Here is a 25869-nt window from a genome sequence, read left to right on the forward strand (position 1 = left end):
TCCGCCTCCGCGTCCGCCCAGGGCACGGACGCCCGCTCCGCCAGGGCCGTCACACTCGCGAGCCTGCGCAGCGCGGCCTCGCGGGCGGGGTCGTCGGAGTCCGCGGGACGAGTCCGGGTGTCGGGGAACATGGGCCGAAACTAGACCGGCGCGCTCCCCGGCCGGGCCCCGGAGAGGTCCCTCAGGTGCCGTCCTGTGGAGCGACTGCGGGGATGGGGAATGCGGTGTCGACGAGGTCCGTCACCGAGACGCCCACGGTCCCGGGCCCCAGGTGCCAGGCCAGGACCTCATCGAACTCGACGACGAGGACCCGCTCGGGGAACGGGGTCTCCTTGCGGATCTCGGTGGCCATCTCCCGGGCCCGATCCGGTGCCTCGTGATGGTGGACCACCACCAGGACGTCGCCTCGACTGATCTCGTCGCGAAGCAGCGCGCGCAACTTCTCGTGGGCCTTGGTCGTGGTCCTGGCCTTGGCGGCGAGGTCGACAGAACCACCACGCAACACGATGATCGGGCGCATCGCCAGCGCGCTGCCGAAGATCGCCGCGAGGGCACTGATGCGGCCACCCCGGCGCAGGCTCTCCAGGGATTCCAGGGCGGCGAAGGTGGACGCTCCCCGGCAGAGACGTTCGGCGAGCTCATAGGTTCCGGACAGTCCCAGACCGTTGTTCGCCGCCCAGGCACACTGGGCGACCGCGGCACCGAACGCCATCCCCGCACACCGGGAGTCCGAGACCAGGACCCGGCCACCGAACCTCGTGGCGGCATCGGCGGCGGACTCCCACGTGCGAGAGAGTTCACGCGACAGATGGACGGAGACGATGCCCGTGCAGTCCGGCTCGTCCAAGAGTTCCTGGTAGATCGCGGTCAGCTCGTCCGGGGTGACCGCGGCCGTCGAGACCGCCCTGTCGCCCTCCTCGACCACGTGAAGGCCCACGACGGTGATGCCGAACTCGCGGACCCACTCCTCGGGGATGTCCGCGCTCGAGTCGGTGACCAGCCGGACGCTCATGTCGTCGCCACCGGGGGCGTGAGACCGGCGTTCCACTGGTCGAGGCGCCAGAGCACCTCGCGCGCGCCGTCGGTCGTGGGCCCGATCTCCGGCTCCGCGGTCTGTCCACTCCAGGAGGGCCCGGGGCGCGGATGCGCCGAGAGCTGCACCCAGCAGGTGTTCCCGAGACCGTTGAAGATCGGGTACTGCTCGACCGGCAACTCGATGAGGGCGGCGGTGAGGGCGGCGATCGCGCCCCCGTGGGCCACGAGCACCGCCGGGTGCTCGTTCCACCCGGGCGAGGCGTCCACGAGCTCGTCGACCACCTCTCGGGTGCGGCGGGCCACGTCGAGGCGGCTCTCCCCCTCGGGCGGGGACCACCGCGGTGTGCTGCGCCACCGCATCCGGGCCTCGGGCCACTGCTCGTCGACCTCCGAATGGCTCATCCCCTGCCAAGTGCCCAGATGGGTCTCCCGCAGGCGCGGGTCGGTCCGGACCTCGAGTCCGACCTCCGATGCCAGTGCCAGCGCCGTCTCGTGCGCCCGCTGCAGATCCGAGGACAGGATCGTCCACGGCCGACGGTGCGCCAACGCGCGGCCCACTGCGTGGGCCTGTTGGACTCCGAGTTCACTGAGTTCGGTGTCCAACTGGCCCTGCATGCGCAACGAGGCGTTGTAGTGCGTCTGACCGTGACGCAGCAGGATGAGACGACGGGTCACGAGGGTGTCAGAGCCCCTGATCCCGCTGCGGCTCCTCCGGCGCGAGCGAGTCGTCGGCGCCACTGGTGGCGGACTCGGGCCGGCCGGAGGTCTCCACTCCCTCGATCTCCACGACCGGGCAGTCCTTCCAGAGCCGGTCGAGCGAGTAGTAGTCGCGTTCGTCGACGTGCTGGACGTGCACGACCACCTCGTTGTAATCGAGCAGCGCCCAGCGCCCCTCCCGCGTGCCCTCCCGACGCAGCGGCTTGTGCCCCGCCTCTCGGAGCTTGTCCTCGATCTCGTCGACCACCGCGTTGACCTGACGTTCGGTGTCGGCCGAGGCCAGGACGAAGCAGTCGGTGATGATGAGCTGACCGGAGACGTCGAGCACGACGACGTCCGTGGCCAGTTTCTCGTCTGCGGCGCGGGCGGCGATGCCCGCCATCTCCAGGGCCTCGGGGCTAGCGGTCACTGGTGGTTCTCCTCGGTGTGGTTGTCGGTGCGGACGAGCTCGCGGTGCGCCGGAGCCGTCGCGGCGGGGGTCCCGTCGAGCCTGGTGGAGCCCTCGGGACGGTACAGGTTGCGTTTGGCGATGTACTGGACGACACCGTCCGGCACGAGGTACCAGACCGGTGCGTCCTCGGCCGCGCGCCTGCGGCACTCGGTCGAGGAGATGGCCAGCGCGGGGATCTCGAGCAGGTGCACGCGCCCGTCACCGATCTCCGTCAGATGGGTGTCGGACAACTCGAAACCGGGGCGTGAGACCCCGACGAACGTGGCCAGCTCGAACATCTCCTCCCAGCCGCGCCAGGTCAGGATCTTCTCCAGTGCGTCCGCACCGGTGATGAAGAAGATCTCGACCCCGGGGTTCTGCCGCAGGAGGTCCCTGAGGGTGTCGACGGTGAACGTGGGACCCCGGCGGTCGATGTCCACGCGACTCACGGAGAACCGGGGATTGGAGGCCGTGGCGATGACGGTCATGAGATACCGGTCCTCGGCGGGTGAGACGGAACGCCCCCGCTTCTGCCACGGCTCTCCGGTGGGGACGAAGACCACGTCGTCGAGGCCGAAGCGGTGGGCGACCTCGCTGGCCGCCACCAGGTGACCGTGATGGATCGGATCGAAGGTCCCGCCCATCACTCCGATGCGGCGTCCGACGCCCGCGGCGGCCCCCGTCGTGGTCATGGTCGCCGAGTCTATCGGTCCGGCACCACGTTCCGCTCCCTCGCGTGCCCGCGCGGTCACACGGGCAGCAGACCCGCGACGACCGCCGTGAGTTGCTCGACGTTGCGACACTCGTGCATGGGTACGTACTGGGAGTACAGGCGGGCGGCCGAGTCGCCCGTGCCCCACTGCTTCCTGGGCTCGGGGTTGAGCCAGTGGGTGTGTCCGACCCGCTCGCTGACGAACTCGAGAGCGTCCACGGAGGGGTCGCGGTAGTTGTTGCGCCCGTCGCCCAGGATGAGCAGCGAACCCGTACGGGTCAGGGTGTGGGCGTAGCGGTCGGCGAACCCCTCGAGCGCGTGACCGTAGTCGGAGTGCCCGTCGTAGGTGATGATCCGGGCCTCGCGCACCATGCGGCTCATCGCCGATCCCAGGTCCGATCCGGTCTCGAAGAACGAGGTGACCTCGTCGGTGGTGTCGACGAAGGCGAAGACCCGCACGCGGGAGAACTGCTCGCGCAGCGAGTGCACCAGTTGGAGCGTGAAATGACTGAACCCGGCCACCGAACCGGACACGTCGCACAACACCACCAGCTCCGGCCTCGCCGGCCGGGGCTTGCGCAGGACCAGTTCCACCGGCACCCCGCCGGTGGACATGGACCGGCGCATCGTCTTGCGCATGTCGATCGCACCCTGGCGGTGACGACGACGACGGGCGGCCAGGCGACTGCCGAGCTGCCGGGCGAGAGGTCCCACGCGTCGCCGCAGGACCTGCAGGTCCTGGTCGTTGGCCCGCAGGAAGTCCACCTGTTCCGCCGCGGGGCCCACCGCGTAGTCGGCCACCCGGTCGCGCCCCACCGTCTCCGCGGTGCGGCGCCGGGTCTCGTCGGCGACCTCGCGGAGGAAACCCCGCACCATGTCCGCCGCCGAACTGGCGGCCGCGGACTTCTCGGCGTGCCGCTTGGAACCGTCCGGGTCGAACGGGTCCGCCCCCATCAGACCGTCGAGGATCTTCTGCATGATCGCGCCGGTGTCGAGGGGACTGAGAGCCTGGTAGGCGGAGTAGCGCGGACCATTGACCGAATCGTAGGAGCCGAGCTGCTCCACCAGGAGTTCGGCCAACGCGCGGGCCTTGGCGCGCGACTCCTCGGTGTTCTCGAGCAGCAGCGAGGCGATGAGCTCGTTCAGAGCGTCGGGGTCCACCGTGCCGTCGTCGTCCGTCGGGATCTCCACCTCGACCGCCACGCCGTCCGCCGGGGAGTGCGCGCCGATCGCGGCGGGGAACCACAGGTCGAAGATCTGGTCGAACACACCGCGGTGGGTGGGCTTGTGCAGGATCGTCGCCGCGAGCGCCTCCCTGAGCGCTGCACGGTCGAGCAGGTCGATGTGGACCATCGCCGCCGCGGCGTCGACCGCCTCACTAGGTCCCACGGGGATCCCTTTGCGGCGCAGGGCGTCGACGAAGTCGACCAGGTGGCCGGACAACCCGCCGGGAGAACGCGTGGTCACCGTGCCTCGCCTCCTTGTCCTCGCACGCTAGTTGAGCCGCAACTCGGCGGCTGCGCGGAGTTGGTCGGACTGGTGCTTGAGCACGACTCCGAGGGTCTGCAGGACGGTCTCGTCGTCGATCGTGTCCAGGCCCAGCGCGACCAGGGTGCGGCCCCAGTCGATGGTCTCGGACACGCTCGGCACCTTCTTGAGCGCCATGGCGCGCAGTACCCCGACCACCCGGACCAGTTGCTCGGCCAGTCGATCGTCGAGCTCCGGCACCCGCGAGGCGAGGATCTTGCGCTCGAGCTCGGGGGTCGGGAAATCCAGGTGCAGGTAGAGGCAACGACGTTTGAGCGCCTCGGAGAGCTCGCGGGCGGCATTGGAGGTCAGCACCACGAACGGCCTGCGGACCGCCTCGATCGTCCCGAGCTCCGGGATCGTCACCGCGTAGTCGCTCAGCACCTCGAGCAGCAGCCCCTCGATCTCGATGTCGGCCTTGTCCACCTCGTCGACGAGCAGCACGGTGGGATCGCTACGACGGATGGCGGTGAGCAGCGGCCGGGACAGCAGGAACTCCTCGGAGAACACGTCGTCCCGCGTGGAGTCCCACCCCTCGCCCTGGCCGGCCTGGATGCGCAGGATCTGCTTGGCGTGGTTCCACTCGTACAGGGCCCGGGCCTCATCGACGCCCTCGTAGCACTGGAGACGGATGAGCTCGGCCTCCGTGGCCGCGGCGACGGCCTTGGCCAGCTCGGTCTTGCCCACTCCGGCGGGTCCCTCGATGAGCAGGGGCTTACCCAGACGATCGGCCAGGTAGACCACCGTCGCGGTCGAGCGGTCGGCCAGGTAACCCTGCGCGCCGAGGCACTCGATCACGTGGTCGATACTCTGGAAGGCCGGTCGTTGCGCGGTCCGGGCTCGGTCCATGGGGGATCCTTTCGGTGGGAATCGCGGGTGATGGGGCGTCGACCCGGGTCGCGCGCGTCAGGGACGCACGTGCCCCTTGCCGTGCGCGATCCACTTGGTACTGGTGAGCTCCTCGAGGCCCATGGGTCCGCGGGCGTGCAACTTCTGGGTGGAGATGCCGATCTCGGCACCGAAGCCGAACATCTCGCCGTCCGTCCACGCGGTGGAGGCGTTGACCATCACAGCGGCGGCGTCGACCCGGGCGCAGAACGTGTCGGCCACCTCGATGCTCCGGGTGGCCACCGCCTCGGTGTGTCCCGAGGACCAGCGTGCGATGTGCTCGATGGCGGCGTCCACTCCGTCGACCACCTTGAGGGCGATGTCCATACTCAGGTACTCCTCGCCCCAGTCCACGTCGTCGGCGGGGACGAGGCCCTCGCGGTCCCCGTGCACGGTCACCCCGGCGGACTGCAACGCCCCCACCACGCGGTCCACCGCAGCGTCGCCGAGGGCCTCGTCGAGGAGCACCGTCTCGGTGGCGTTGCACACGCTGCACCGGCGGGTCTTGCCGTTGAGGAGCAGCCGGATCGCCTCGTCCAGGTCGGCGTCTCCGTGGATGTAGAGGTGACAGTTCCCGGTACCGGTCTCGATGGCCGGTACCTTCGCGTTCTCCACCACCGCCTGGATGAGTCCGGCACCACCGCGGGGGATCACCACGTCGACCAGTCCGCGTGCCTGGATGAGGTGGGTGACCGACGACCGGTCGGCCGACGGCAGCAACTGGACCGCCTCCACCGGTAGTTCGTGGCGCGCCAGCACGTCACGGAGGACCGTCACGAGCGCCTCGTTCGAGTGCCGGGCCGAGCGCGACCCGCGGAGCAACGCCGCGTTGCCCGACTTGAACGCCAGGCCGAAGGCGTCGACGGTGACGTTGGGCCGGCCCTCATAGATCATGCCGATCACGCCCAACGGCACCCGGACCTGACGCAGCTGCAGACCGTTGGGGCGGGTCGATCCACGGGTGACGGTGCCGATCGGATCGGCCAGTCCCGCTACCTGGCGGAGCCCGCCGGCGATCCCCTCGATCCGCTCGGCGGTCAGACGGAGGCGATCCAGCATGGCCTCCCCGGTGCCCTCCGCCGACTGCTCCTCGATGTCGCGGGCGTTGGCCTCGAGGACCTGAGCCTGTGCCGCCACCAGGGCGTCGGCCGCGCCGAGCAGAAGCGCGTTCTTGCGTTCCGCGGTGAGCAGGGCCAGTTCCCGCGACGCGCCCCGGGCGCGGAGGGCCGCATCGTGGACGGCTTCACGCGTCGAGTCATGGACGATCTCGCTCGTCGGGTCGTGAGCGGGCCGATCGGCGCCGGACTGGTCGGTGAGGTCGGGGGCGTCGAGGTGGCTGGTGGTCATGTCCACCAGCTTACCGATGCGTCCGGGGAGGACGACTCGACCAGTCAGACGACCGGATCGACTCCGGTCTCGCGCACGGCGAACTCCCGGAAGCGGCGGGCGAGGTCCGGATCCCCGGCGGCGGCGGAGCGCTCGCACGGACCCGGCGACCCGGCGATCTGACGGAATCCCGACGGTCCGATGTACGACGCCGGTGGGAGCGACTCCGTGGCGGCGTACAGCAGCGGTCGCGCCCCGTCGGCCGCGGTGGGGATGATCCCTCGACCGATGCGGTTGAGAACTCTGTTGACCGGCGGGAACGGCGTCGGATCGAGGATCGAGGTGGCGGCGAAACCGGGGTGCGCGAGTTGAACGTCCACCGGCGACCCGGCGGCGCGGAGCCGGTTCTGCAGGTCGAGGCCCCAGAGCATGCATCCGAGTTTGGACTGGGCGTACGCCGCCGCCATGGAGTATCGGCGCCGACGGAAGTGGGGGTCGGTGAAGTCGATGCGACCGGCGGCGTGGGCCATCGAGGACGTGATCACGACCCGCTCCCTGATCTGAGGCAACAGCAGTTCGGTGAGCAGGAACGGCCCGAGGACGTTGACCCCCAGATGGAGCTCGAAGCCGTCGGTGGTCTCTTCGCGGGTCCGGCTCATGAGTCCGGCGTTGTCCAGCAGGACGTCGATCGGGCCCGTGTAGTCCGCCGCGAATGCGCGCACGGCGTCGAGGCGGCTCAGGTCGAGCTCGTGGACCTCCGTCGACCCGCCGATCTCCGCCGCTGCCGATTCCCCCTCGGCGCGGGTGATGGAGGGGAGCACCACGTGAGCGCCGCGACGCGCGACCTCGCGCGCTGCCTCCTTGCCGATCCCGCTCGTGGCGCCGGTCACCATGATGATCTTTCCGGTCAGGTCGGGAAGGCGGCCCACGGTCCATTTCCGGGTGCTGGCCGACCTCTTCTGAATGCTCATGGACACAGTGTGCTGGGACGGCGGGCCCAGCGGTGTCGCTCTGGGTCCACCCGTGGTGCCACGGGTGGTCAGGGGCGAGCCTCGAGAAGTCGACGACGGTCGCCCTCGATCGGTGGCACACTCTGACACCCGAGGGGACGCCACGGGACGAGTCCCGATCCGAGGAGAGACAGTGGCCGAGAATTCGCACGTCACAGCCCGTCACACGACTGCACGCCACGCTGCCGCACGTCACACACCGGCGCGTCACACCACCGACGAGGGTGGCGAGTCACTGACCCTCGATTCGGTCTTCGTGCGTCCCGGCGAGGCCACGGAGCTGCCCCGCTTCACGCTACCGGGGGACCCCTCGCTTCCCGAGACGGCCTATCAGATCGTCCACGACGAGGCGATGCTCGACGGCAACGCGAGACTCAACCTCGCGACGTTCGTCTCCACGTGGATGGACGACGAGGCCCGGCGCCTGTACGCCGAGACCGTCGACAAGAACATGATCGACAAGGACGAGTACCCCCAGAACGCCGCGATCGAGGAGCGCTGCTGGAGGATGATCGCCGATCTCTGGAACGTGCCCGACGTCCGGGAGTCCATCGGCACCTCGACGATCGGCTCGTCCGAGGCCTGCATGCTGGGTGGGCTCGCGCTCAAGCGACGCTGGCAGTCCGCGCGGCGGGCGGCCGGTCGGTCCACAGAGAGCCCCAACATCGTCCTGTCGACCGCCGTGCAGGTCTGCTGGGAGAAGTTCTGCAACTACTTCGAGGTCGAGCCCCGCTGGGTGCCCATCTCGGCGGAGCACCCGATGCTCGACGGACACGATCTGGAGGAGTACGTCGACGAGAACACCATCGGGGTGGTGGCCATCATGGGCGTCACCTACACCGGTGCCTACGAGCCGGTCGCTGAGATCGCCCGGAAGCTCGACCAGATCCAGGAGACCACCGGTCTCGACGTCCGCATCCACGTCGACGGCGCGTCAGGCGGCATGGTCGCGCCGTTCTGCCAACCCGATCTCGAGTGGGATTTCCGTGTCGGGCGCGTCGCGTCCATCAACACCTCCGGCCACAAGTACGGGCTCGTCTACCCGGGCGTGGGCTGGATCGTGTGGCGCGACAGGGAGTCACTTCCTGAGAGCATGATCTTCCACTGCAGCTACCTCGGTGGCGACATGCCCACCCTGGCGCTGAACTTCTCGCGGCCCGGGGCGCAGGTCCTCCTGCAGTACTACATGTTCCTCCGGCTCGGGCGGGAAGGTTACCGCCGTGTCCAGCAGGCGTCTCTCGACGTCGCCCAGTTCCTGGCCTCGGAGATCGGAGCGCTCGCCCCCTTCGAGTTGGTGAGCCGTGGCGACACGATTCCGGTGATCGCCTGGCGGCTCAAGGAGGGGTACACGGAGACGTGGACCCTGTACGACCTGTCGGATCGACTCAGGATGAAGGGCTGGCTCGTGCCCGCCTATCCGCTGGCCGACGATCTGGCGCACCTGACCGTGCTGCGCATCGTGGTCCGGGTCGGCCTGGGACGCGACCTGGCCGCCGCGCTGATCAAGGACCTCGCCGGCGAGGTGATGTTCCTCGACCAGCTCGACTCACCGATGCCGCGCAAGGGCCCCGGGTCGCACTTCCACCACTGAAGGGCCGGTGAGACGGGCCGGGGCGAAGGTGCGGAGGCGCCCCCCGGGGGGGGCTATCGGCGCACGAGCACGGCGACCATGAACCCACTGCCCTCCGTGAACGGCCGGAGGTCCCAGGTGGACCAGCGCTGCTCCAGCTCGAGTCCCGCCCTGCGTGCGTCATCGTCGAACTCCTCGCGCGTCCACCCGCGGTCGAGTCCGAACCCCACCACCAGCCGCCCGGGTCGACCCCCGACGTCGTCTGACGGTGTCACCAGTCGCGCCGCGAGGTTGGCCAGGACCGCTCCACGGTCGGCGGGGTCGACGAACGCCAGGACGTTGCCTGCGGAGACCGCCAGGTCGAACGGGCCGGTCGCCCAGTCATCCCCTGCCAGGTCCGCGACCTCCCAGGTGGCGCCGGGGCACAGCTCCCGCGCCCGTCCGACCAGGTGCGGATCGAGGTCCACCCCGGTGACCCGATGACCGCGCTCGTGAAGGTAGGCGCCGGTCCGCCCCTGTCCGCACCCCGCGTCGAGGATCCGCGCACCGCGCGGGGCCATTGCGTCGATCAGCCGTGCCTCGCCGTCGATGTCCACGCCCTCGGCCACCATGTCGTCCCACCGCTTGGCATAGCGATGCGAGTGCCCGGGATCGGCGTCCACGATCTTCTTCCACGTCTGCGTCATGGCACCCAGTATGGCCGCGCCCGGCCCGCGCCCGCTCCCGACGTCGGCCACGCCGTCCGGGTGTCGGACCGGTGGTGCACGATGGGCGACATGACCTCAGCTCCCGGCGCCGTCTCCACCACAGGACCCGACCGTCAGGCGCTCCGCTCGCGCGCCGACGAACTGCTGCGCGCCCTCGCCGGTCCGCACGCGAGCCTCCGGGAGGACCAGTGGACCGCGATCGACTCGCTCGTGGCCGACCGGCGGCGCGCACTCGTGGTGCAGCGCACCGGCTGGGGCAAGTCGGCGGTGTACTTCATCGCCGCCCGACTGCTCCGGGAGCTGGGCTCGGGGCCCACGGTGATCGTCTCGCCGCTGTTGGCCCTCATGCGCAACCAGGTCGAGGCCGCCGCGCGGGCGGGCGTACGCGCGGCCACGATCAACTCGGCCAACATGACGGAATGGGACGACGTGCGCGCCTCGGTCCGCGCCGGCGAGGTGGACGTGCTCCTGGTCAGCCCGGAACGGCTCAACAACCCCGACTTCCGCGACACCGTGCTGCCCGCTCTGGCCGCGGACGCCGGCCTGGTGGTGGTCGACGAGGCCCACTGCGTCTCGGACTGGGGGCACGACTTCCGGCCCGACTACCGCCGGATACGCACGCTTCTGGCCGACCTGCCCGAGGGCGTGCCGGTCCTGGCCACCACCGCCACGGCCAACGACCGGGTGGTGCGCGACGTGGCACAGCAGCTCGGTGTGGGCGAACGACCGGGTGGGTCCGGGGGCCCTGACGGGGACGCGGGCGACGCGGCGTCCGACACCCTCGTTCTGCGCGGAGGGTTGGACCGGGAATCGCTGCGCTTGTCGGTCGTGGCGATCGACGACTCGGAGCGCCGCGCGGCGTGGCTGGCGGAGAACCTGGAGTCCCTGCCGGGCAGCGGGATCATCTACAGCCTCACCGTGGCGGCGGCCGAGGACATGGCCGGATTGCTCACCTCCGCCGGGCACCGTGTGAGCGCCTACACCGGCCGCACCGACGCCGGCGAGCGCGAGGAACTGGAGCGCTCGTTACTGGACAACGAGGTCAAGGCGCTGGTCGCCACGTCCGCGCTGGGCATGGGATTCGACAAACCCGACCTGGGCTTCGTGGTCCACCTGGGGGCCCCTCCGTCGCCCATCTCCTACTACCAGCAGATCGGTCGCGCGGGTCGCGCGGCCGAGCGCGCCGAGGTGGTGCTCCTGCCCGGGCCCGAGGACCGGGCCATCTGGAGCCACTTCGCCTCCCTGGCCTTCCCCCCCGAGGACGTGGTCCGCCGGGTCCTCGACGCCCTGGAACCGGACCGGCCGCAGTCGACCCAGGCCCTCGAGCCCGCGGTCGATCTGGGCAGGACCCGGCTGGAGATGGTGCTCAAGGTCCTCGACGTGGACGGTGCGGTCCAGCGGGTGCGAGGAGGGTGGATCGCCACCGGGCGACAGTGGCACTACGACGCCGAGCGTTACGCCGGGCTGGCCCGGGCCAGGCGGTCGGAGCAGGAGGCGATGATCGCCTACGAGCAGACCGCGTCGTGCCGGATGGAGTTCCTGCGTCGGCAGCTCGACGACCCCACGCTCGACCCGGCCTCCGGCGGGTGCGGTCGATGCGACAACTGCACGGGTGACCGGAGGGCGGCGTCCGTCGACGAGGGTGCCCTGACCCGGGCACGCGAGGCGCTGGAGCGCCCGGGGGTGGTCCTGCCCCCGCGCCGACAGTGGCCCACCGGTCTCGCGCGGCTCGACGTCCCGTTGAAGGGAAAGATCGCCGACGGGCCCGCCGAGGGACGCGCTCTTGCCCGCCTGACCGACCTCGGGGTGGGCCAGAAGCTCCGCGGACTACTCTCCGGGGCCGACCAGGAGGCTCCCGACTGGGTGGTCCGTGCGTGCGTCCCGGTTCTGCGCGACTGGGGGTGGGAGGAACGACCCACCGGGGTGGTGGCCCTGCTCACCGGCGAGCGGCCGGTACTCGTGGGGAGCCTGGCCCGCGCGCTCGCGCAGATGGGCCGGATGGACCACCTCGGGGAGCTCACCAGAGACCCCGCACTGCCCCCGGTGACCGCCCAGAACTCCGCCTACCGGGTCGCCCAGCTCTGGGGCACGCTGTCCGGACCGGAATCCACCCCCACCGGGCCGGTCCTTCTGGTCACCGATCTGCACGGAACGGGATGGACGGCAACGGAGGCCGCTCGGCACCTGCGAGTTGCCGGAGCCCGGGCCGTCCTGCCCCTGGCGGTGGCCGCCGCCGGGTGATCCTGGACGAGCCCTGCAGCGGTCGGAGCGCGAGCACGGAATAATCACGACCATGGACTTCTCAGCGTCTCGCACACCGCGTCCCGGGCCCGGGTCCGCCACCGTTACGCGGCGGGATCTGTCGTGAGCGCACTGACTCTGGGCGCGCTCGCTGTCGGCTTCGTCCTGCTCGTCGCGGGCGGGGAGTCCCTCGTGCGGGGAGCGAGCAGATTGGCCGTCACCATTGGGATGTCGCCACTGGTGGTGGGGTTGACCGTCGTCGCGTTCGCCACCTCGACCCCGGAACTCGCGGTGAGCGTCGACGCCGCCCTGAGTGGTCACCCCGGGCTGGCGGTCGGCAACGTGGTGGGCAGCAACATCGCGAACATCCTGCTCATCCTGGGGCTCACCGCGTTGGTCGCCCCACTACTCGCGAAGTCCCGCATCGTCCGTGTCGACATTCCCATCATGGTGGGGTTCTCCATCGTGCTGTTGGTGGTGGCTCTGGACGGGGTGATCAGTGCGCTGAACGGCATGCTGCTGCTCGCCGGGTTGGTGGCGTACGTGGTGGTGACGGTGGTCATCTCCCGCAAGCGCACCGCCGACACGGTGGAGACGACGCACGACGGGTCGACGGCCGAGAGCACGGCCGGCGCGGAGTCAGACGCGGACGCTGAAGCGGACGAGGACGAGGGGGCACACAAGGGGGCGCACTCGACCCTCATGAGCTGCGCGATGGTCGCCCTGGGCGTACTCCTGCTGGTCGTCGGCGCTCGACTGCTGGTCACCGCGGCGAGCGATCTCGCGGCGGCCTGGGGTATGAGCGATCTGGTCATCGGCCTCACCGTGGTGGCGATAGGCACCTCACTCCCCGAGCTCGCGACCAGCCTGGTGGCCGCGTTCCGGGGTGAGCGCGACATGGCGGTGGGGAACATCGTCGGCAGCAACATGTTCAACATCGGCGCGGTTCTGGGCGTCACGTCCCTGATCACTCCGATCGAGGTCGCAGCGGGGGCGATCCGATTCGACCTCCCGATCATGGTGGCCGTCGCACTGGCCCTGTTGCCCATCGCGTTCACCGGTATGGCGATCAAGCGCTGGGAGGGGTTCCTCTTCGCCGGTTTCTACGCGGCCTACATCGCGTACGTGGTGCTCCAGGCTTCGGGGCACGACGCCTTGGAGCCGTTCAGCACTGCCATGCTCTGGTTCGTGATCCCCTTCACCGCGGTGTGGCTGGTCGTGCTGGCCACCTACGAACTCGGCGTGATCCGGGGGCGGAAGCTGGCACGACGACAGCTCGCCGCGCGGGAGTAGCGCGGTGCCGTCGGAGGAACTGCTCTGTCAGGAGCCACGCGACAACCCGGTGCGGTCCAGGGTCATGATCGGTTCATGAGAGCTCGGCAAAGCGTTCGGTGTCTCGGACCCGACCCGAGACGATGATGGTGTCGCCCTCGGTGAGGACCGTCTCGGCCGTGGCGTAGGTGAACCCCTCCCCCGGACGCTTGATGGCCACCACGGTGACCCCGAAGTCGGTGCGGATGCTGCTCTGCCCGAGCGGCTGGCCGAGTGCGAAGGTCGGCGCGGACGTCTTGACCATGGCGAAGCCGTCGTCGAACTCGATGTAGTCGATCATCCTTCCCCGCACCAGGTGGGCGACACGTTTGCCCATGTCGTGCTCGGGTCGTACGACGTGGTGGACGCCGATCTGGGTGAGGATCTTGGCGTGGGAGTTGCTGGTGGCTTTGGCCCAGATGTTGGGTACCTCCAGGTTGATGAGCACCGACGCGGTGAGCAGGCTCGCCTCGAGATCGGACCCCATCCCCACGACAGCGCGGTCGAACTGGTGGACCGACAGCTGGCGCAGTGACTCCTCGTCGGTGGTATCGGCCACCACCGCGTGGGTCAGACGGTGTGCGACCTTCTGCACCACGGCATCGCTGGAGTCCACGCCCAGGACCTCGGCGCCCTGCGCCATCAACTCCAGGGCCAGGGACTTGCCGAACCGGCCCAGTCCCAGAACCACCACAGCGTCGGGAGCTCGTCGTCTAGCCAATGAGGGGCCTTTCTGCGGGAAGGTCGTACCGTCGGCCACGCTGTCGCGCGGCCAGTGCACTGACCATGGTGATCGGGCCGATGCGGCCGAGGTACATGAGCAGTATCAGTATCCACTGCCCCCAGTGGGGCAGTTCGGCGGTGATCCCCGTGGACAATCCCACCGTGGCGAACGCGGAGGTCACCTCGAAGAGCAACTCGTTGAGGCCGAACGGCGTGCCGGCGAGCAGCACGATCGTCGAGGTCGTGACGAGCCCGATCCCGATCAGCGCCACCGCGAGTGCCTGTCGCTGCACCCGGGTGTCGACGCGACGGTCGAGAATGGTCACCGACCGCTCGCCGCGGACCTCGGCGATGATGATGAACAGCAGCAGGGCGAAGGTGGTCACCTTGATCCCGCCGGCGGTGCCGCCGCTGCCCCCGCCGATGAACATCAGCACATCGGTGACGAGCAACGTCGCGTCGTCCAGGTCGGCGTAGTCGACACTGTTGAACCCGGCGGTCCGGGGCATCACGCCCTGGAACGCCGCCACCAGGACCTTCTCCGCCGCGTTGTACCCCTGGAGAGTGCGGGCCCACTCCAACGCCAGGACAGCTCCGAACCCGAGGGCCAGCAGCACCGCCGTCACCGAGACGGTCAGGCGCGTGTGCAGCGTCCACCCCGCCCGCGACCGGCTGCGGGGGGGCCTGCGCCGGAGCCGCCGGCCGATCTCGAACAGGACCGGGAACCCAAGGCCACCCAGGATCACCGCGACCATCAGGGGGACACAGATCCACGGGTCGGTGGCGAACCCGATCATGTTGTCGCTGTAGAGCGCGAACCCGGCGTTGTTGAACGACGAGATGGAGTGGAACACCCCGAGCCAGAGGGCCCGCAGCACGGGCTCGTCGTAGCCCAGGGCGAAGCGGAGTGCCAGCGCGGCGGCGGTGACGAGTTCGATCCCTATGCTCAGCCGGATCACGCCGATGACGACGTCGCGGACGTCGCCGAGTTCGGAGGCACGGGCCTCTGCCGCGGTGTTCATCCGGGCCTTGAGCCCGATCTGATCGGCCAGCACCAGCCCGACCATCGAGGCCATGGTCATGATCCCCAGGCCGCCGACCTGGATCAGGGCGAGGATGACCACCTGACCGAACCCCGACCAGTGCACCGGGGTGTCCACGACGATCAGCCCCGTCAGACACATCGCCGACGTCGAGGTGAACAGCGCCTCGGTGAACCCGGTACTGCTCCCGGGCTCGACGGCTCCGGGCAGGAGCAACAGCGCCGTGCCCACCACGATCGCAGCGGCGAAGCTCATCGCCACGACCCGGACCGGGCTCAGCACCACCCAGCCCGACCACCGCCGAAGCCCGGACGGCCAGACCCGTCTGTCACCATCAGTCACGAAGTGAGACTGTAGACCCACGTGCCGGCACCGCGGACTCATGTCCCGGCATCGACCCCCATCGAAGCGATCCGCCGTTAGCCCCTCCAGATGTGAGCGCCGTCACCGGACAGGTGGGTGTGCGGACGCGAGCCGAGACGCAATCCGGTCCGGGCCAATACTGACGGCGACCTTAAGTTCCTGCACAGAACACCTTGTGGGAATCCCCAGCCCCTCCCGAAGCGCTGCGCATCGCCACCGCAAAAAGACTGTGGCCTGGGCCACAATTCTCCTGTAGGGTAACGACTGTTAGCCTCGGGCGGCACGAAAAACGCGCTACGCCCGACCCCAGCTCGGCCCCCGCGTCATCGTCGGAGTGACACCGTGCTCCCTCGGACACAGTGTTCTGGCGGACACGGGGGTCGAGGACAACAACGAAGGACGGTGCCGCCGTGCAGTCATCACTCATCTCTCTGACCCCCATGGAGAGAGTCCATATCGGGACCCCGGTCGCGGAGGCCGCGGCGCAGGAAGCGGAGCTCCTCGGCGCGAGCCGGGTCTTCGTGGTCTGCAGTGGGACCCTGAACTCCCAGACCGACGAGATCCGACGGGTGATCGAGGCCCTGGGTGATCGGTTCGTCGGCCTGTTCGACGCGGTCCGGCCCCACGTGCCCCGCCAGGACGTCATCGCGGCGACCCTGGTCGCGGCCGAGGCGGATCCGGACATGCTGCTGTGTGTCGGCGGCGGCTCGGCGACGGACCTGACGAAGATCCTCGCGGTGACCCTGGAGCACGGGATCCGCACGACCTCCGAGATGGACGCCTACCACCTGCAGGTCAACCCCGACACCTCGGTGACCGCCCCGAGTTTCTCGGCCCCGAGCATCCCCGTGGTGGTGGCCCCCACGACGCTGGCCGGAGGCGAGTTCAACGCGCTGGCGGGATCAACGGACGAGGAGAGCAATGTCAAGGAGGGGTACGTCCATCCGGCGATGACCCCGCGGGCCGTCATCCTCGATCCCGCGCTCACCCGGCACACCCCGGAATGGCTCTGGCTCTCGACCGGGGTGCGCGCTCTCGATCACGCCTTCGAGACCCTGGGGTCACTCGAGTCGAACGGGTACTACGACGGGATGGCGATGAACGCCATCCGCCTGCTCTCCGAGGGCCTCGTCCGGGTGAAGGAGGACGGCGATGACCTGGAGGCCAGGCGGATGTGCCAGGTCGGAGCCTGGTCGTCGATGGTCGCGATCGTCGCCGGCCTGGACATGGGTATCAGCCACGCGGTCGGGCATGCGCTCGGAGGGTCGTTCAAGGTCCCGCACGGACACACCTCCTGCGTGATGGCGCCGTTCGCCCTGGAGTACAACCGGGAGGTCAACGAACATCGCCAGGCGCTGATCAGCGTGGCGTTCGGCGAGCCGCAGACACCTGCGCACGAGCTCGCCGACGCGCTCATCAGGCGGCTGGGCATGCCGCGGTCGCTCACCGAGGTCGGACTGTCCGAGGACGACCTGTCCAGCCTGGCCGCGTACACCTTCAAGGACATCTGGTGCGGGACCAACCCGAACCCGATCGCGGACGCCGACGCGCTGGTCCCCTTGCTGCGTCGCGCGCTCTGAGAGAAGACACAGACCCGCGACGCCACGTGATCCGGCCCCCTTCTCGCCAGCGGCGACAAGGGGGCCGGTTCTCGTAGGGTGCGCGGGGGCGACGGCGCCACCGGGGCCACCTCATCCGCGCCACCGCGGACCCCTCACCTGCGCCGGAGGATCCCGTCGACGATGTAGTCCACGTAGGTGGAGACCAGGGAGTCGATGTCGTAGTCGTCCCGCAGCCACCAGCTCACGCCGTTCATGAGGTCCAGGATCGCGACGGCCGCACGCATCGGGTCGTCGACGCCGAACTCCCCGGCGCGGATGCCCGCGGCGATCACGTCGCGCACCCGTCGCTGGTAGTACTTGCGGTACCCGACCACGCGGTCACGGTGTTCCTCCGTGAGCGCGGAGAGCTCCCGTAGGCTCACCAGATGCTCCACACGGTTCACCGCGAGGTGGCGGAGGTGGACGTCGATCAGGGCGGTGAGCCGCTCGGTCGGTGTCCCGGTCTCGTCGAGGACGAGCAGGTTCTCCTCCACGGGCACACGGGTCATCTTCAGCGCGATCGCGTAGAGGATCTCCTCTTTGGAACCGAAGTGGTTGTACAGGCTGGCGCCCTTGATCCCCACCGAATCGGCGATGCCGCGCATCCCCGCCGAGTGGTAGCCCTGCTCGGCGAAGTACTCGGCCGCCGCGGCCAGTATCGAGTCGCGTCTGCTGGGCTCGGTGTTCAGCGTCTCAGTCCTTTGCGTGCAGGCGGCGCAGCTCTCTCTTGAGTAGCTTGCCCTGGGGGTCCGTCGGGAGCTCGTCCACGATCGTGATCACCTTGGGGACCTTATATCCTGCGAGCGCCGTCTTGCAGTGCTCTCGCAACTCCGGGCCCGACACGTCGCTGCCGTCGACGGCGATGACGAACCCGGTGACGGCCTCGGACCAGTACTCGTCCGGGAGTCCGACGACGGCGGCACGCGCCACCCCGGGGTGCGCCTGGAGGACGCGCTCGACCTCCTGGGAGGACACGTTGTATCCCCCTGTCTTGATCATGTCCTTGTTGCGGTCGAGGAAGAACATGTTGCCCTCGGCATCGCGTCGGACGATGTCACCGGTGTGGAGCCACCCGCCGTCGAGGACCGCGGCGGTCTTCTCGGGATCCCTGAAGTACCCCGCCATCACCGACGGGGTGCGGCACAGGAGCTCCCCGCTCTCGGACTCGTTCCCGTCGGCGTCGACCACCTTGACCTCCAGATGGCCGACGGGCTTGCCGATCCAGGTGGGGTCCTGCCCGGGAACGTCCTCGAGTTGCCTGAACCAGCCGACCGACCCCAGCTGGGTCAGCTCCGACTGGCCCCAGTAGGTTCCCCAGATCGACCGCGGCGCGGCGCGGTGCCAGGCGTCCACCGTTCGCGGGGAGACCTGTCCCCCGTAGGTCAGACACCGCTGGATGGTCCCCACCGCGTCGGGCCCGAAGTCCGGATGGTCCGCCAGCGAGATGAAGAACGTGGGCGTCTGAGCCAGGACCGAGATCTGCTCCGTCTTGATCATCGCCAACACGTCGGCGGGCGCGAGGCTGGCCGGGAGGACGAGAGTCGCGCCCAGCAGGATGAGCGAGGTCAGCGAGCCGATGCCGGCGATCGTGTGGAACGGCATGACGAAGAGCCAGACGTCGTCGTCCAGGCAGCGCAACCCCCACGTGTAGGCGGGCGAGGTGGAGATGAGGTAGTTGCGATGCGGCAGCATGACCCCTTTGGGGGCCGCTTCGGTCCCGCTCGTGTAGACGATCATCGCGAGGTCGAGCTCGTCGACGTCGCATTCGGGCTCCGTGTCCGAGGACGAGTCGAGGAGACGGTCGAAGTCGTGACACCCCGGGTCATCGGTGGAGCCGGAGTCCGGACCGTCGGGTCCCATGCCGTCGGTCCCCGTTCCGTCAGGCGCCGTGGCGTCGAGCACGATGATCTCGGGCCGGTGTCCGGAATCGCCGAGCGCCGCCCGGACGACCGGGAGGAACTCCGCGGCGACGACGACGGCCGCGGGCTCGAGGTGGTCGAGCTGATGAGCCACCTCTCCCACCCCCAGCAGCACGTTGATCCCGGAGTAGGCGGCCCCGATCTTGAGAGCTCCGTAGTAGGCGATGACCGACTCGACACGGTTTCGTGCCATCACAGCGACCCGGTCGCCGCGGGACACGCCGAGTCCGAGGAGCATGTGAGCAGCCCGGTTGGCGCCACGGTCGAGCTCACCGTAGGTGGTGACGGTCCGCCCGCCACCGGGGGCGTAGGAGACGATCGCGGCTTTGCCGGCCCGGCTCTGCGCGTGACGCCGGAGCTGATCACCGAGGGTCGCCCGTCCCAGGAGGGCGGACTGCGTGGAGGTCAGGCGCCGGTCCGTGGTGCGACCGTCCCCCGGGTTCTGGCGGGACTCGGGGGCACTCGAGGGGACTCGAACCGGCTGTTCCATGATTTCTCACTCTCCCGCGGCACTGACCGCCGTTAGTATGATCTGGCTCATACTTGCATCGCCAGCGGATGTGGTCAACCCGCCCTCGCGGGCAGACTTCGCATCTCTTCGCCGACTGATGTCAATCTCTTGGCCCTGGGACTAACTGCTGTTAGCCTGCGACGTATGACCACAGTCACTGAATCGGACCGTCGCCGCCTCCATTCGGCGGTCCGCGCGGGCAACGTCCCCACCCTGCTCGCCGTCCTACTGGAGCTGACGGCCGACGAGCGGTGGATGGCACCCCGCTATCAGCCCACCCGCAGTCGGGGCATGGACGACAACGCGACCGGGGGCCTTCCGGACGGGATCCAGGCCGAGATCCAGGACGCGGTGATCGACGCTGTCGAGCGCTGGTGGGAGTCGGGGAGGCCTCCCCGGCCGGAGGTCGGGCACTCGGACGTCGAACGGCTGCTCAACTTCACCTGCGGCGAGACCGTGCCGCCGGACTTCGCCCCGATGATGGCGGAGATCGTCAACGGGCCGCGGATCGCGCCGGCTGCCGCCGCACCCGACGAGCGCCTCCACGCGATCGTGATCGGCGCCGGCATCGCGGGGATGTTGGCCTCGGTGGAGCTCACCCGTGCCGGCATCCCCCACGTGATCCTGGAGAAGAACGACGACGTGGGCGGTTCCTGGTGGGAGAACCGCTATCCCGGAGCCGGGGTGGACACCCCCAGCCACCTTTATTCGATCTCCTCCTTCCCCCACAACTGGTCCACGCACTTCGGCAAGCGCGACGAGGTCCAGGGTTACCTCGAGGCCTTCGCGGAGGCGAACGACATCCGTCAGCACGTCCGGTTCCGCCACGAGGTCACGCGCGCGCAGTTCGACGAGTCAGGGCAGTCATGGCGCGTGACGGTCCGTCGGCCTGACGGTGGATCGGAGGTCCTGGAGGCACCGATCCTCATCAGTGCGGTCGGCCTTCTCAACCGCCCCAAGGTCCCGAACCTCCCGGGAATGGAGGGTTTCCGGGGTCGTCTCTTCCATTCCGCCGAGTGGCCGAGCGACCTCGACGAGCCGGACGCCCTGCGGGGCAAGAGGGTGGGCATCGTGGGGGCGGGCGCCAGCGCGATGCAGATCGGCCCGGCCATCGCGGACCGGGTCGGTTCCCTGACGGTCTTCCAACGCTCACCGCAGTGGATCGCCCCCAACGACGACTACTTCGCGACCATCGACGAGGACGTGCACTGGCTGATGGACCACGTCCCCGGGTACCGGGAGTGGTACCGCGCCAGACTGTCGTGGATCTTCAACGACAAGGTCTACCCCACCCTCCAGGTGGACCCCGAGTGGCCGGAGCCGAGCGCCTCGATCAACGCGACCAACCACGGGCACCGCAGATTCTACGAACGCTACCTCCGCGATCAACTGGGCGACCGCGACGACCTCATCGAGGCGTCACTGCCGGACTATCCCCCCTTCGGCAAGCGGATGTTGCTGGACAACGGCTGGTTCGCGATGTTGCGCAAGCCCCAGGTCACGCTGGTCCCCCGCGGGGTCGAGGAGGTGACGCCCTCCGGACTGGTCGACTCAGACGGCGTCGAGCACGAGCTGGACATCATCGTCATGGCGACCGGCTTCCACAGCGTGCGGATCCTCTACCCGATGGACATCGTGGGCAGATCGGGGCGCTCCACCAGGGAGATCTGGGGGGACCACGACGCGCGCGCGTATCTCGGCATCACGGTTCCCGATTTCCCCAACTTCTTCATCATGACCGGGCCCAACACGGGCCTGGGCCACGGCGGCAGCTTCATCACCATCCTGGAATGCCAGGTCAGGTACATCATGGATGCGCTACGGCTGATGCGCACGCAGGACCTCGGCACGCTGGAGTGCCGCAGCGAGGTCAACGAACGCTACAACGAGGCCGTCGACCGGCAGCACGCGCAGATGGTGTGGACCCATCCGGCGATGGAGAACTGGTACCGCAACCCGGACGGTCGCGTCGTGTCGGTGCTGCCCTGGCGCATCAACGACTACTGGGCCATGACCAACAAGGTCGACCCATCGGACTTCCACACCGAACCGGTCCGCGCCACGCCGGCCCGGGCCGCCGCCACCGGGCGGTGACCGTGCGGGACGAGGCCGCCGCGGCGCCGCACGGCGGACCCCTGGCAGGACTCCGGGTGGTGGAGATGGAGGCCATCGGGCCGCTCCTGCACGCGGGTCTCATGCTGGCGGACCTCGGCGCCGAGGTGATCCGGGTGGTGCGACCCGTCCCCGTGGGGGCCGACGACGGCAACGACGACGCGAACGCGGGAATGCTCCGGGGCAGGACCGAGCTCGCGGTCGACCTGACCGAACCGGACGGCCTGCGCCGGGTGCGCGACCTGGTGGGCCGCGCCGACGTCCTGATGGAGGGGTCCCGCCCGGGAACGATGGAGAAACTCGGTCTCGGCCCCGACGTGTGGCAGCAGGAGAACCCGGGGTTGATCTACGGCCGCATGAGCGGCTGGGGACAGGAGGGACCGCTGGCCCGCGTGGCCGGACACGACATCAACTACCTCGCACTGTCAGGCGCCCTGGGGCAACTCGGCCCGGCCTCCGGGCCGCCCACACCACCGCTGAACCTCGTCGGCAACTTCGGCGGAGGGTCGATGTTCCTGCTGGTGGGGATCCTCGCCGCCCTCCACGAGCGGCAGCGGACGGGCCGGGGCCAGGTCGTGGACGCGGCGATGGTCGACGGCGCCGGTTCCCTGACGGGTCTGGTCCGATCGTGGCAACACTCCGGGCGATGGTCGTCCCGCCGGGGCACCAATCTCCTCGACGGCTCGGCACCGTTCTACCGGGCCTACGAGTGCGCCGACGGCGGGTTCGTCGCGGTGGGAGCGCTCGAGGACGTGTTCTATGACCGCGTCGTGCGCGGTCTCGGGCTGGATCACGCCGACCTGCCGAATCGCTGGGACACCACCAACTGGGACGCGCTGACCGCGCTCTTCGGTCGGTCGTTCGCCTCGCGTGACCGCGACGCCTGGGCCGAGGTCTTCGACGAGCTCGACGCGTGCGTCACACCGGTGCTCACACTCCGGGAGGCCACGCTCCACGACCACGCGGTCCGGCGGGAGTCTTTCGTCGACGCGGGGGGCTACCCGATGCCCGCCGCGGCCCCTCGGATGAGCACCTCCCGCGGAGCGGCACCGCCTCGAGCGCGGTCGGACATGGACGCGGTTCTGTCGCGGTGGAGGAATTCGCCCCGGTGAGGTCCGTGTTCCCGGTGAACGGCGGTGGCGCCCCGGGCCGGCGCCTCCGCCCCGGCGGTCAGACCTCCCGCGCCATCGCCCGCCCGGCCTTCATCCCGGAGAAGATGCAGCCGCCGAGGAAGGTGCCCTCGAGCGAGTTGTAGCCGTGGACCCCGCCGCCACCGAAACCGGCGACCTCCCCCGCCGCGTACAGACCGGGGAAGGGCTCCCCGTCCGGTCGCAGACACTGGGAGTCCAGCGTGGTCTCGATCCCGCCCAGGGTCTTGCGGGTCATGAGGTGCACCTTGATCGCGATCAGCGGGCCACCCGAGCCAGCAGCGGATCCCTTGCCGGCGCCCGAGTCCGCGAGCAGCTTGTGCGGCTTGGCGATGCGGGTGAGCTTGTCGGTGAGCACCCGGCGAGAGTTGTGGATGGCCTGCACCTGCGCGTCCTTGGCAAAGGGGTTGTCCATCTGGCCGTCCATCGACAGGACGAACTCACGCACACTCTCCACGTCGAGCTCGGGCTCGTCCCCACCGACCAGCTCGTTCATCCCGGCGACCAGCTCCTCCAGGGAGTCGGCCACCACCCAGTCCACGCCCTTCTCGGCGAATGCGCCGACCGACGCCGGCAGCCCCTTCTTGGCGCGGGACAGGAACTTCGTGACCACCTTGTCGGTCATCTCCGGATTCTGCTCGGAACCGGAGAGCACGAACTCCTTCTCCGCGATGGCCGAGTCCAGGACGAACCACGAGTAGTCGAACCCGGTCCGGCGGATGGCCTCGACGGAGGCGGTGGTGTGGAACCCCGGGAACAGCGGCACGGGCATCCGCGCGCCCGTGGCGTCCAGCCACAGCGTCGACGGGCCCGGGATGATGCGGATGGCGTGAGAGGGCCAGATGGGCGCGAAGTTGGCGACCCCCTCGGTGTAGTGCCACATCCGGTCGCGGTTGATGAGGTTCGCTCCCGCCGAGCCCGAGATCTCGAGCATGCGGCCGTCGACGTGCTCCGGGACCCCCAGGATGAGGTCCCGCGGCGCGTCCCCCATCCGGTCCGTCGGCCAGTACCGGCGCACAAGGTCCGGGTTGCCGCCGATCCCGCCCGAAGACACGAGCACGGCGCCGCCGCGGAACTCGAAGGTCCCGGTCTCCTCGCGGGGCGAGGACACCCCGCGGTCCAGATCGCACGGGACCAGGGTGGCCCCGCGGACGCCGACCGCCCGACCGTCCTCGACCACGATCTCGTCGACCCGGTGCCGCACCGCGAACCGCACCAGCCCCTCGGCGGCGGCCGCGCGAACCGGTTCCTCGAAGACCCGCACCACCTCGGGCCCCGTGCCCCAGGTCACGTGGAAGCGCGGCACGGAGTTGCCGTGGCCCCCCACGTCCCCGCCACCACGTTCCGCCCAGCCGACGGTGGGGATGATCTTGAGCCCCAGCGCGTTGAGGTACGTCCGCTTCTCCCCCGCCGCGAACTCCACGTACGCCCGCGCCCACCGACGGGGCCAGTGATCCTCCGGCCGGTCGAAGGCGGCCGACCCGAGCCAGTCGCGCCACGCCAGGTCCAGTGAGTCGTGAATGCCGATGCGCCGCTGCTCGGGGGTGTCCACCAGGAACAGGCCGCCGAGTGACCAGTACGCCTGCCCGCCCAGGTTCTTCTCGTTCTCCTGATCCACCACGAGAATCTTCTTGCCCGCCCGGCTCGCCTCGTAGGTGGCCACCAGCCCCGCCAGCCCGTGACCCACCACGATGATGTCGGGCTCGAACCCGGGTTCGGGAGCCGGGAGCGGCCCGGCGTTGGCCGCGGTCGAGGCGGACGGCGGGGCGTACGAGGGGTAGACGGGGCGGACGGGACGGGCCTCCCCGGCTGTGCGGCCGGGGCGCGACGAGAAGTTGGTCATGAGTCCAGTGTGCCGGGTCACTCCAGGAGATGACGCAGATACCGCTCGGGCGCCGCGAGATACCGGCGGTAGTGGTCCACCATCGCCAGGTCCTCCCAGCGGCGACGGCTCATCCCCTCCTCCGACAACTCGTATACCGCCGCCCCCGGCACGGAGGCCAGGATCGGCGAGTGGGTGGCCATGAGCACCTGGGTGCTCCGACGGCCGGCCAGGTCGAGCAGCAGCGCGACCAGCCGGAGTTGGGCGTCGAAGGACAACCCCGCCTCGGGCTCGTCCAACACGAACAGCCCGCCGCCGGTGAACCGTGAGTCCAGCAGGTCCCAGAACGCCTCGCCGTGGCTGCGCGCGTGGAAGTCCTGCCCCGGCCCCGTCGCCTGGAGGTAGGTGAACAGGCCGTGGAGGGTCTCGGCCCTCACGAAGTAGCCCCACCGGGGCGCCCCGCCCCCGCGCACCAGTCGCAGCGCGTCGTGCAACGGGGACTCCGACGCCCACGTCGAGTTCCGGGCGCCGGTGGACCCGCCCTCGGCGTTGAGGCCGAACGCCATGGCCACCGCCTCGACGATCGTGGACTTGCCGGACCCGTTCTCCCCCACCAGGACGGTGAGGGCGTCCAGCTCCAACCCTTCGCGCACCAGAGCCGATACCGCGGGGACCGAGTACGGCCACGACCCGGCGCGCGGCACGAGCTGGGGGTCCACCGTGACGCGGACCAGCGGCCGCGGGTCCAGCACGCCGTCTCGACTCACGCGGCCACGGTACCGTGGCCGACATGCGGATCCACCAGATGAACTGCGGGACGTTCGCCGGACGGGTGCCGACCCGCGTGCTGCTGGTGGAGGCCCCGGGGGGTCTGGTGCTGGTGGACACCGGTGTCGGGCTCCGCGACGTCGCGGACCCCGCCGCCCGGCTGGGCCCGATGAGGCACGCGATGCGCCCGCGGCTGGACGCGGCCGAAACGGCGCGTCGCCGCATCGAGAACATGGGACTGGACCCCCGCGAGGTGCGCCACATCGTGCTCACCCACATGGACTTCGACCACATCGGCGGTCTCGCCGACTTCCCCGGGGCGAAGGTGCACGTGGCCTCCGAGGCCCTGACGTGGGCGGTGCGCACCCCCCGCTGGATCGAGCGA

22 protein-coding genes are annotated in these 25869 nt (G+C 69.7%); 7 read left to right on the top strand and 15 right to left on the bottom strand.

All coding sequences use genetic code 11. From position 1 onward, the window contains the following. Positions 1-181 precede the first annotated feature (181 nt). From G6026_RS05340 to G6026_RS05375, 8 genes are read right to left on the bottom strand one after another with little or no spacing between them, the layout of a single operon-like run. A complete protein-coding gene (locus G6026_RS05340; protein ID WP_182612432.1) occupies positions 182-1012 on the bottom strand; it encodes a DegV family protein in 831 nt (276 codons plus the stop codon). Continuing rightward, positions 1009-1710 carry a histidine phosphatase family protein gene (locus G6026_RS05345; RefSeq protein WP_107756099.1) on the bottom strand — a complete coding sequence of 234 codons (702 nt, stop codon included), beginning with the start codon at positions 1708-1710 and terminating at the stop codon, positions 1009-1011. The genes G6026_RS05340 and G6026_RS05345 overlap by 4 nt, the downstream gene beginning before the upstream one ends. Positions 1711-1717: 7 nt before the next feature. Beyond that, positions 1718-2161 carry a ribosome silencing factor gene (gene rsfS / locus G6026_RS05350; protein ID WP_107756098.1) on the bottom strand — a complete coding sequence of 148 codons (444 nt, stop codon included), beginning with the start codon at positions 2159-2161 and terminating at the stop codon, positions 1718-1720. Continuing rightward, positions 2158-2874 (bottom strand): nicotinate-nucleotide adenylyltransferase, encoded by a 717-nt coding sequence (gene nadD / locus G6026_RS05355; protein WP_182612433.1) that lies wholly within the window; start codon positions 2872-2874, stop codon positions 2158-2160. Before nadD ends, rsfS begins: the two co-directional genes overlap by 4 nt. Positions 2875-2930: 56 nt before the next feature. Then, positions 2931-4361: a VWA domain-containing protein gene (locus G6026_RS05360; protein WP_107756097.1), complete on the bottom strand. Its 1431-nt coding sequence runs from the start codon at positions 4359-4361 to the stop codon at positions 2931-2933. 27 nt (positions 4362-4388) lie between these two features. Continuing rightward, on the bottom strand, positions 4389-5270 hold the full coding sequence (locus tag G6026_RS05365; protein ID WP_107756096.1) for a MoxR family ATPase: 882 nt from the start codon (positions 5268-5270) through the stop codon (positions 4389-4391). 57 nt (positions 5271-5327) lie between these two features. Further along, entirely contained in the window at positions 5328-6656 is a 1329-nt protein-coding gene (locus tag G6026_RS05370) for a glutamate-5-semialdehyde dehydrogenase (RefSeq protein WP_182612434.1), read from the bottom strand. 44 nt (positions 6657-6700) lie between these two features. Next, positions 6701-7606 (bottom strand): SDR family NAD(P)-dependent oxidoreductase, encoded by a 906-nt coding sequence (locus tag G6026_RS05375; protein WP_182612435.1) that lies wholly within the window; start codon positions 7604-7606, stop codon positions 6701-6703. Positions 7607-7778: 172 nt separating this feature from the next. Between G6026_RS05375 and G6026_RS05380 the strand changes: the two genes are divergently transcribed. Further along, entirely contained in the window at positions 7779-9236 is a 1458-nt protein-coding gene (locus G6026_RS05380) for a glutamate decarboxylase (RefSeq protein WP_182612436.1), read from the top strand. Between the two features lie 53 nt (positions 9237-9289). Here the strand turns inward: G6026_RS05380 and G6026_RS05385 are convergent, their stop codons facing one another. Next, positions 9290-9901 carry a class I SAM-dependent methyltransferase gene (locus tag G6026_RS05385; RefSeq protein ID WP_107758033.1) on the bottom strand — a complete coding sequence of 204 codons (612 nt, stop codon included), beginning with the start codon at positions 9899-9901 and terminating at the stop codon, positions 9290-9292. Positions 9902-9982: 81 nt separating this feature from the next. Between G6026_RS05385 and G6026_RS05390 the strand changes: the two genes are divergently transcribed. Continuing rightward, positions 9983-12163, top strand: a complete 2181-nt coding sequence (locus tag G6026_RS05390) for a RecQ family ATP-dependent DNA helicase (RefSeq protein WP_182612437.1) — start codon at positions 9983-9985, stop codon at positions 12161-12163. 123 nt (positions 12164-12286) lie between these two features. Then, entirely contained in the window at positions 12287-13456 is a 1170-nt protein-coding gene (locus G6026_RS05395; protein ID WP_182612438.1) for a calcium/sodium antiporter, read from the top strand. Positions 13457-13529: 73 nt separating this feature from the next. Here G6026_RS05395 and G6026_RS05400 read toward each other — a convergent pair whose 3' ends face one another. Further along, positions 13530-14168, bottom strand: coding sequence for a TrkA family potassium uptake protein (locus tag G6026_RS05400; protein ID WP_107756090.1), 639 nt, complete (start codon positions 14166-14168; stop codon positions 13530-13532). Positions 14169-14187: 19 nt separating this feature from the next. Beyond that, on the bottom strand, positions 14188-15495 hold the full coding sequence (locus G6026_RS05405; RefSeq protein ID WP_194305335.1) for a potassium transporter TrkG: 1308 nt from the start codon (positions 15493-15495) through the stop codon (positions 14188-14190). 518 nt (positions 15496-16013) lie between these two features. Between G6026_RS05405 and G6026_RS05410 the strand changes: the two genes are divergently transcribed. Further along, positions 16014-17183, top strand: coding sequence for an iron-containing alcohol dehydrogenase (locus G6026_RS05410; RefSeq protein ID WP_182612439.1), 1170 nt, complete (start codon positions 16014-16016; stop codon positions 17181-17183). A gap of 134 nt (positions 17184-17317) precedes the next feature. Here the strand turns inward: G6026_RS05410 and G6026_RS05415 are convergent, their stop codons facing one another. Further along, entirely contained in the window at positions 17318-17893 is a 576-nt protein-coding gene (locus G6026_RS05415) for a TetR/AcrR family transcriptional regulator (protein ID WP_107756087.1), read from the bottom strand. A gap of 4 nt (positions 17894-17897) precedes the next feature. After that, a complete protein-coding gene (locus G6026_RS05420; protein WP_241725820.1) occupies positions 17898-19613 on the bottom strand; it encodes an AMP-binding protein in 1716 nt (571 codons plus the stop codon). A gap of 165 nt (positions 19614-19778) precedes the next feature. Here G6026_RS05420 and G6026_RS05425 point away from each other — a divergent pair, with 165 nt between their 5' ends. Further along, a complete protein-coding gene (locus G6026_RS05425; RefSeq protein ID WP_182612440.1) occupies positions 19779-21728 on the top strand; it encodes an NAD(P)/FAD-dependent oxidoreductase in 1950 nt (649 codons plus the stop codon). After that, positions 21725-22858, top strand: a complete 1134-nt coding sequence (locus G6026_RS05430; RefSeq protein ID WP_107756086.1) for a CaiB/BaiF CoA-transferase family protein — start codon at positions 21725-21727, stop codon at positions 22856-22858. The genes G6026_RS05425 and G6026_RS05430 overlap by 4 nt, the downstream gene beginning before the upstream one ends. Positions 22859-22916: 58 nt before the next feature. On the opposite strand, the gene G6026_RS05435 is transcribed toward G6026_RS05430, so the two are convergent. After that, positions 22917-24737 carry an FAD-binding dehydrogenase gene (locus tag G6026_RS05435; RefSeq protein WP_182612441.1) on the bottom strand — a complete coding sequence of 607 codons (1821 nt, stop codon included), beginning with the start codon at positions 24735-24737 and terminating at the stop codon, positions 22917-22919. A gap of 17 nt (positions 24738-24754) precedes the next feature. Further along, the gene (locus tag G6026_RS05440) at positions 24755-25483 is read right to left on the bottom strand and encodes an AAA family ATPase (protein ID WP_231750511.1); all 729 of its coding nucleotides are present in this window, start codon (positions 25481-25483) and stop codon (positions 24755-24757) included. A 23-nt stretch (positions 25484-25506) separates the two neighbouring features. On the opposite strand from G6026_RS05440, the gene G6026_RS05445 reads away from it, so the two are divergent. Beyond that, positions 25507-25869: MBL fold metallo-hydrolase (locus G6026_RS05445; protein ID WP_182612442.1), on the top strand; the 363-nt coding region annotated here is incomplete at its 3' end.

Source organism: Dietzia sp. DQ11-38-2 (assembly GCF_014145055.1).
Classification (GTDB): Bacteria; Actinomycetota; Actinomycetes; order Mycobacteriales; family Mycobacteriaceae; genus Dietzia.

Bases quoted from the DNA above. Each gene is read 5' to 3' on its own strand.
- G6026_RS05340 (WP_182612432.1), bottom strand. From the start codon at position 1,012: ATGAGCGTCCGGCTGGTCACCGACTCGAGCGCGGACATCCCCGAGGAG.
- nadD (WP_182612433.1), bottom strand. From the start codon at position 2,874: ATGACCACGACGGGGGCCGCCGCGGGCGTCGGACGCCGCATCGGAGTG.
- G6026_RS05365 (WP_107756096.1), bottom strand. From the start codon at position 5,270: ATGGACCGAGCCCGGACCGCGCAACGACCGGCCTTCCAGAGTATCGAC.
- G6026_RS05370 (WP_182612434.1), bottom strand. From the start codon at position 6,656: ATGACCACCAGCCACCTCGACGCCCCCGACCTCACCGACCAGTCCGGC.
- G6026_RS05375 (WP_182612435.1), bottom strand. From the start codon at position 7,606: ATGAGCATTCAGAAGAGGTCGGCCAGCACCCGGAAATGGACCGTGGGC.
- G6026_RS05385 (WP_107758033.1), bottom strand. From the start codon at position 9,901: ATGACGCAGACGTGGAAGAAGATCGTGGACGCCGATCCCGGGCACTCG.
- G6026_RS05390 (WP_182612437.1), top strand. From the start codon at position 9,983: ATGGGCGACATGACCTCAGCTCCCGGCGCCGTCTCCACCACAGGACCC.
- G6026_RS05405 (WP_194305335.1), bottom strand. From the start codon at position 15,495: ATGAGCTTCGCCGCTGCGATCGTGGTGGGCACGGCGCTGTTGCTCCTG.
- G6026_RS05420 (WP_241725820.1), bottom strand. From the start codon at position 19,613: ATGGAACAGCCGGTTCGAGTCCCCTCGAGTGCCCCCGAGTCCCGCCAG.
- G6026_RS05425 (WP_182612440.1), top strand. From the start codon at position 19,779: ATGACCACAGTCACTGAATCGGACCGTCGCCGCCTCCATTCGGCGGTC.
- G6026_RS05435 (WP_182612441.1), bottom strand. From the start codon at position 24,737: ATGACCAACTTCTCGTCGCGCCCCGGCCGCACAGCCGGGGAGGCCCGT.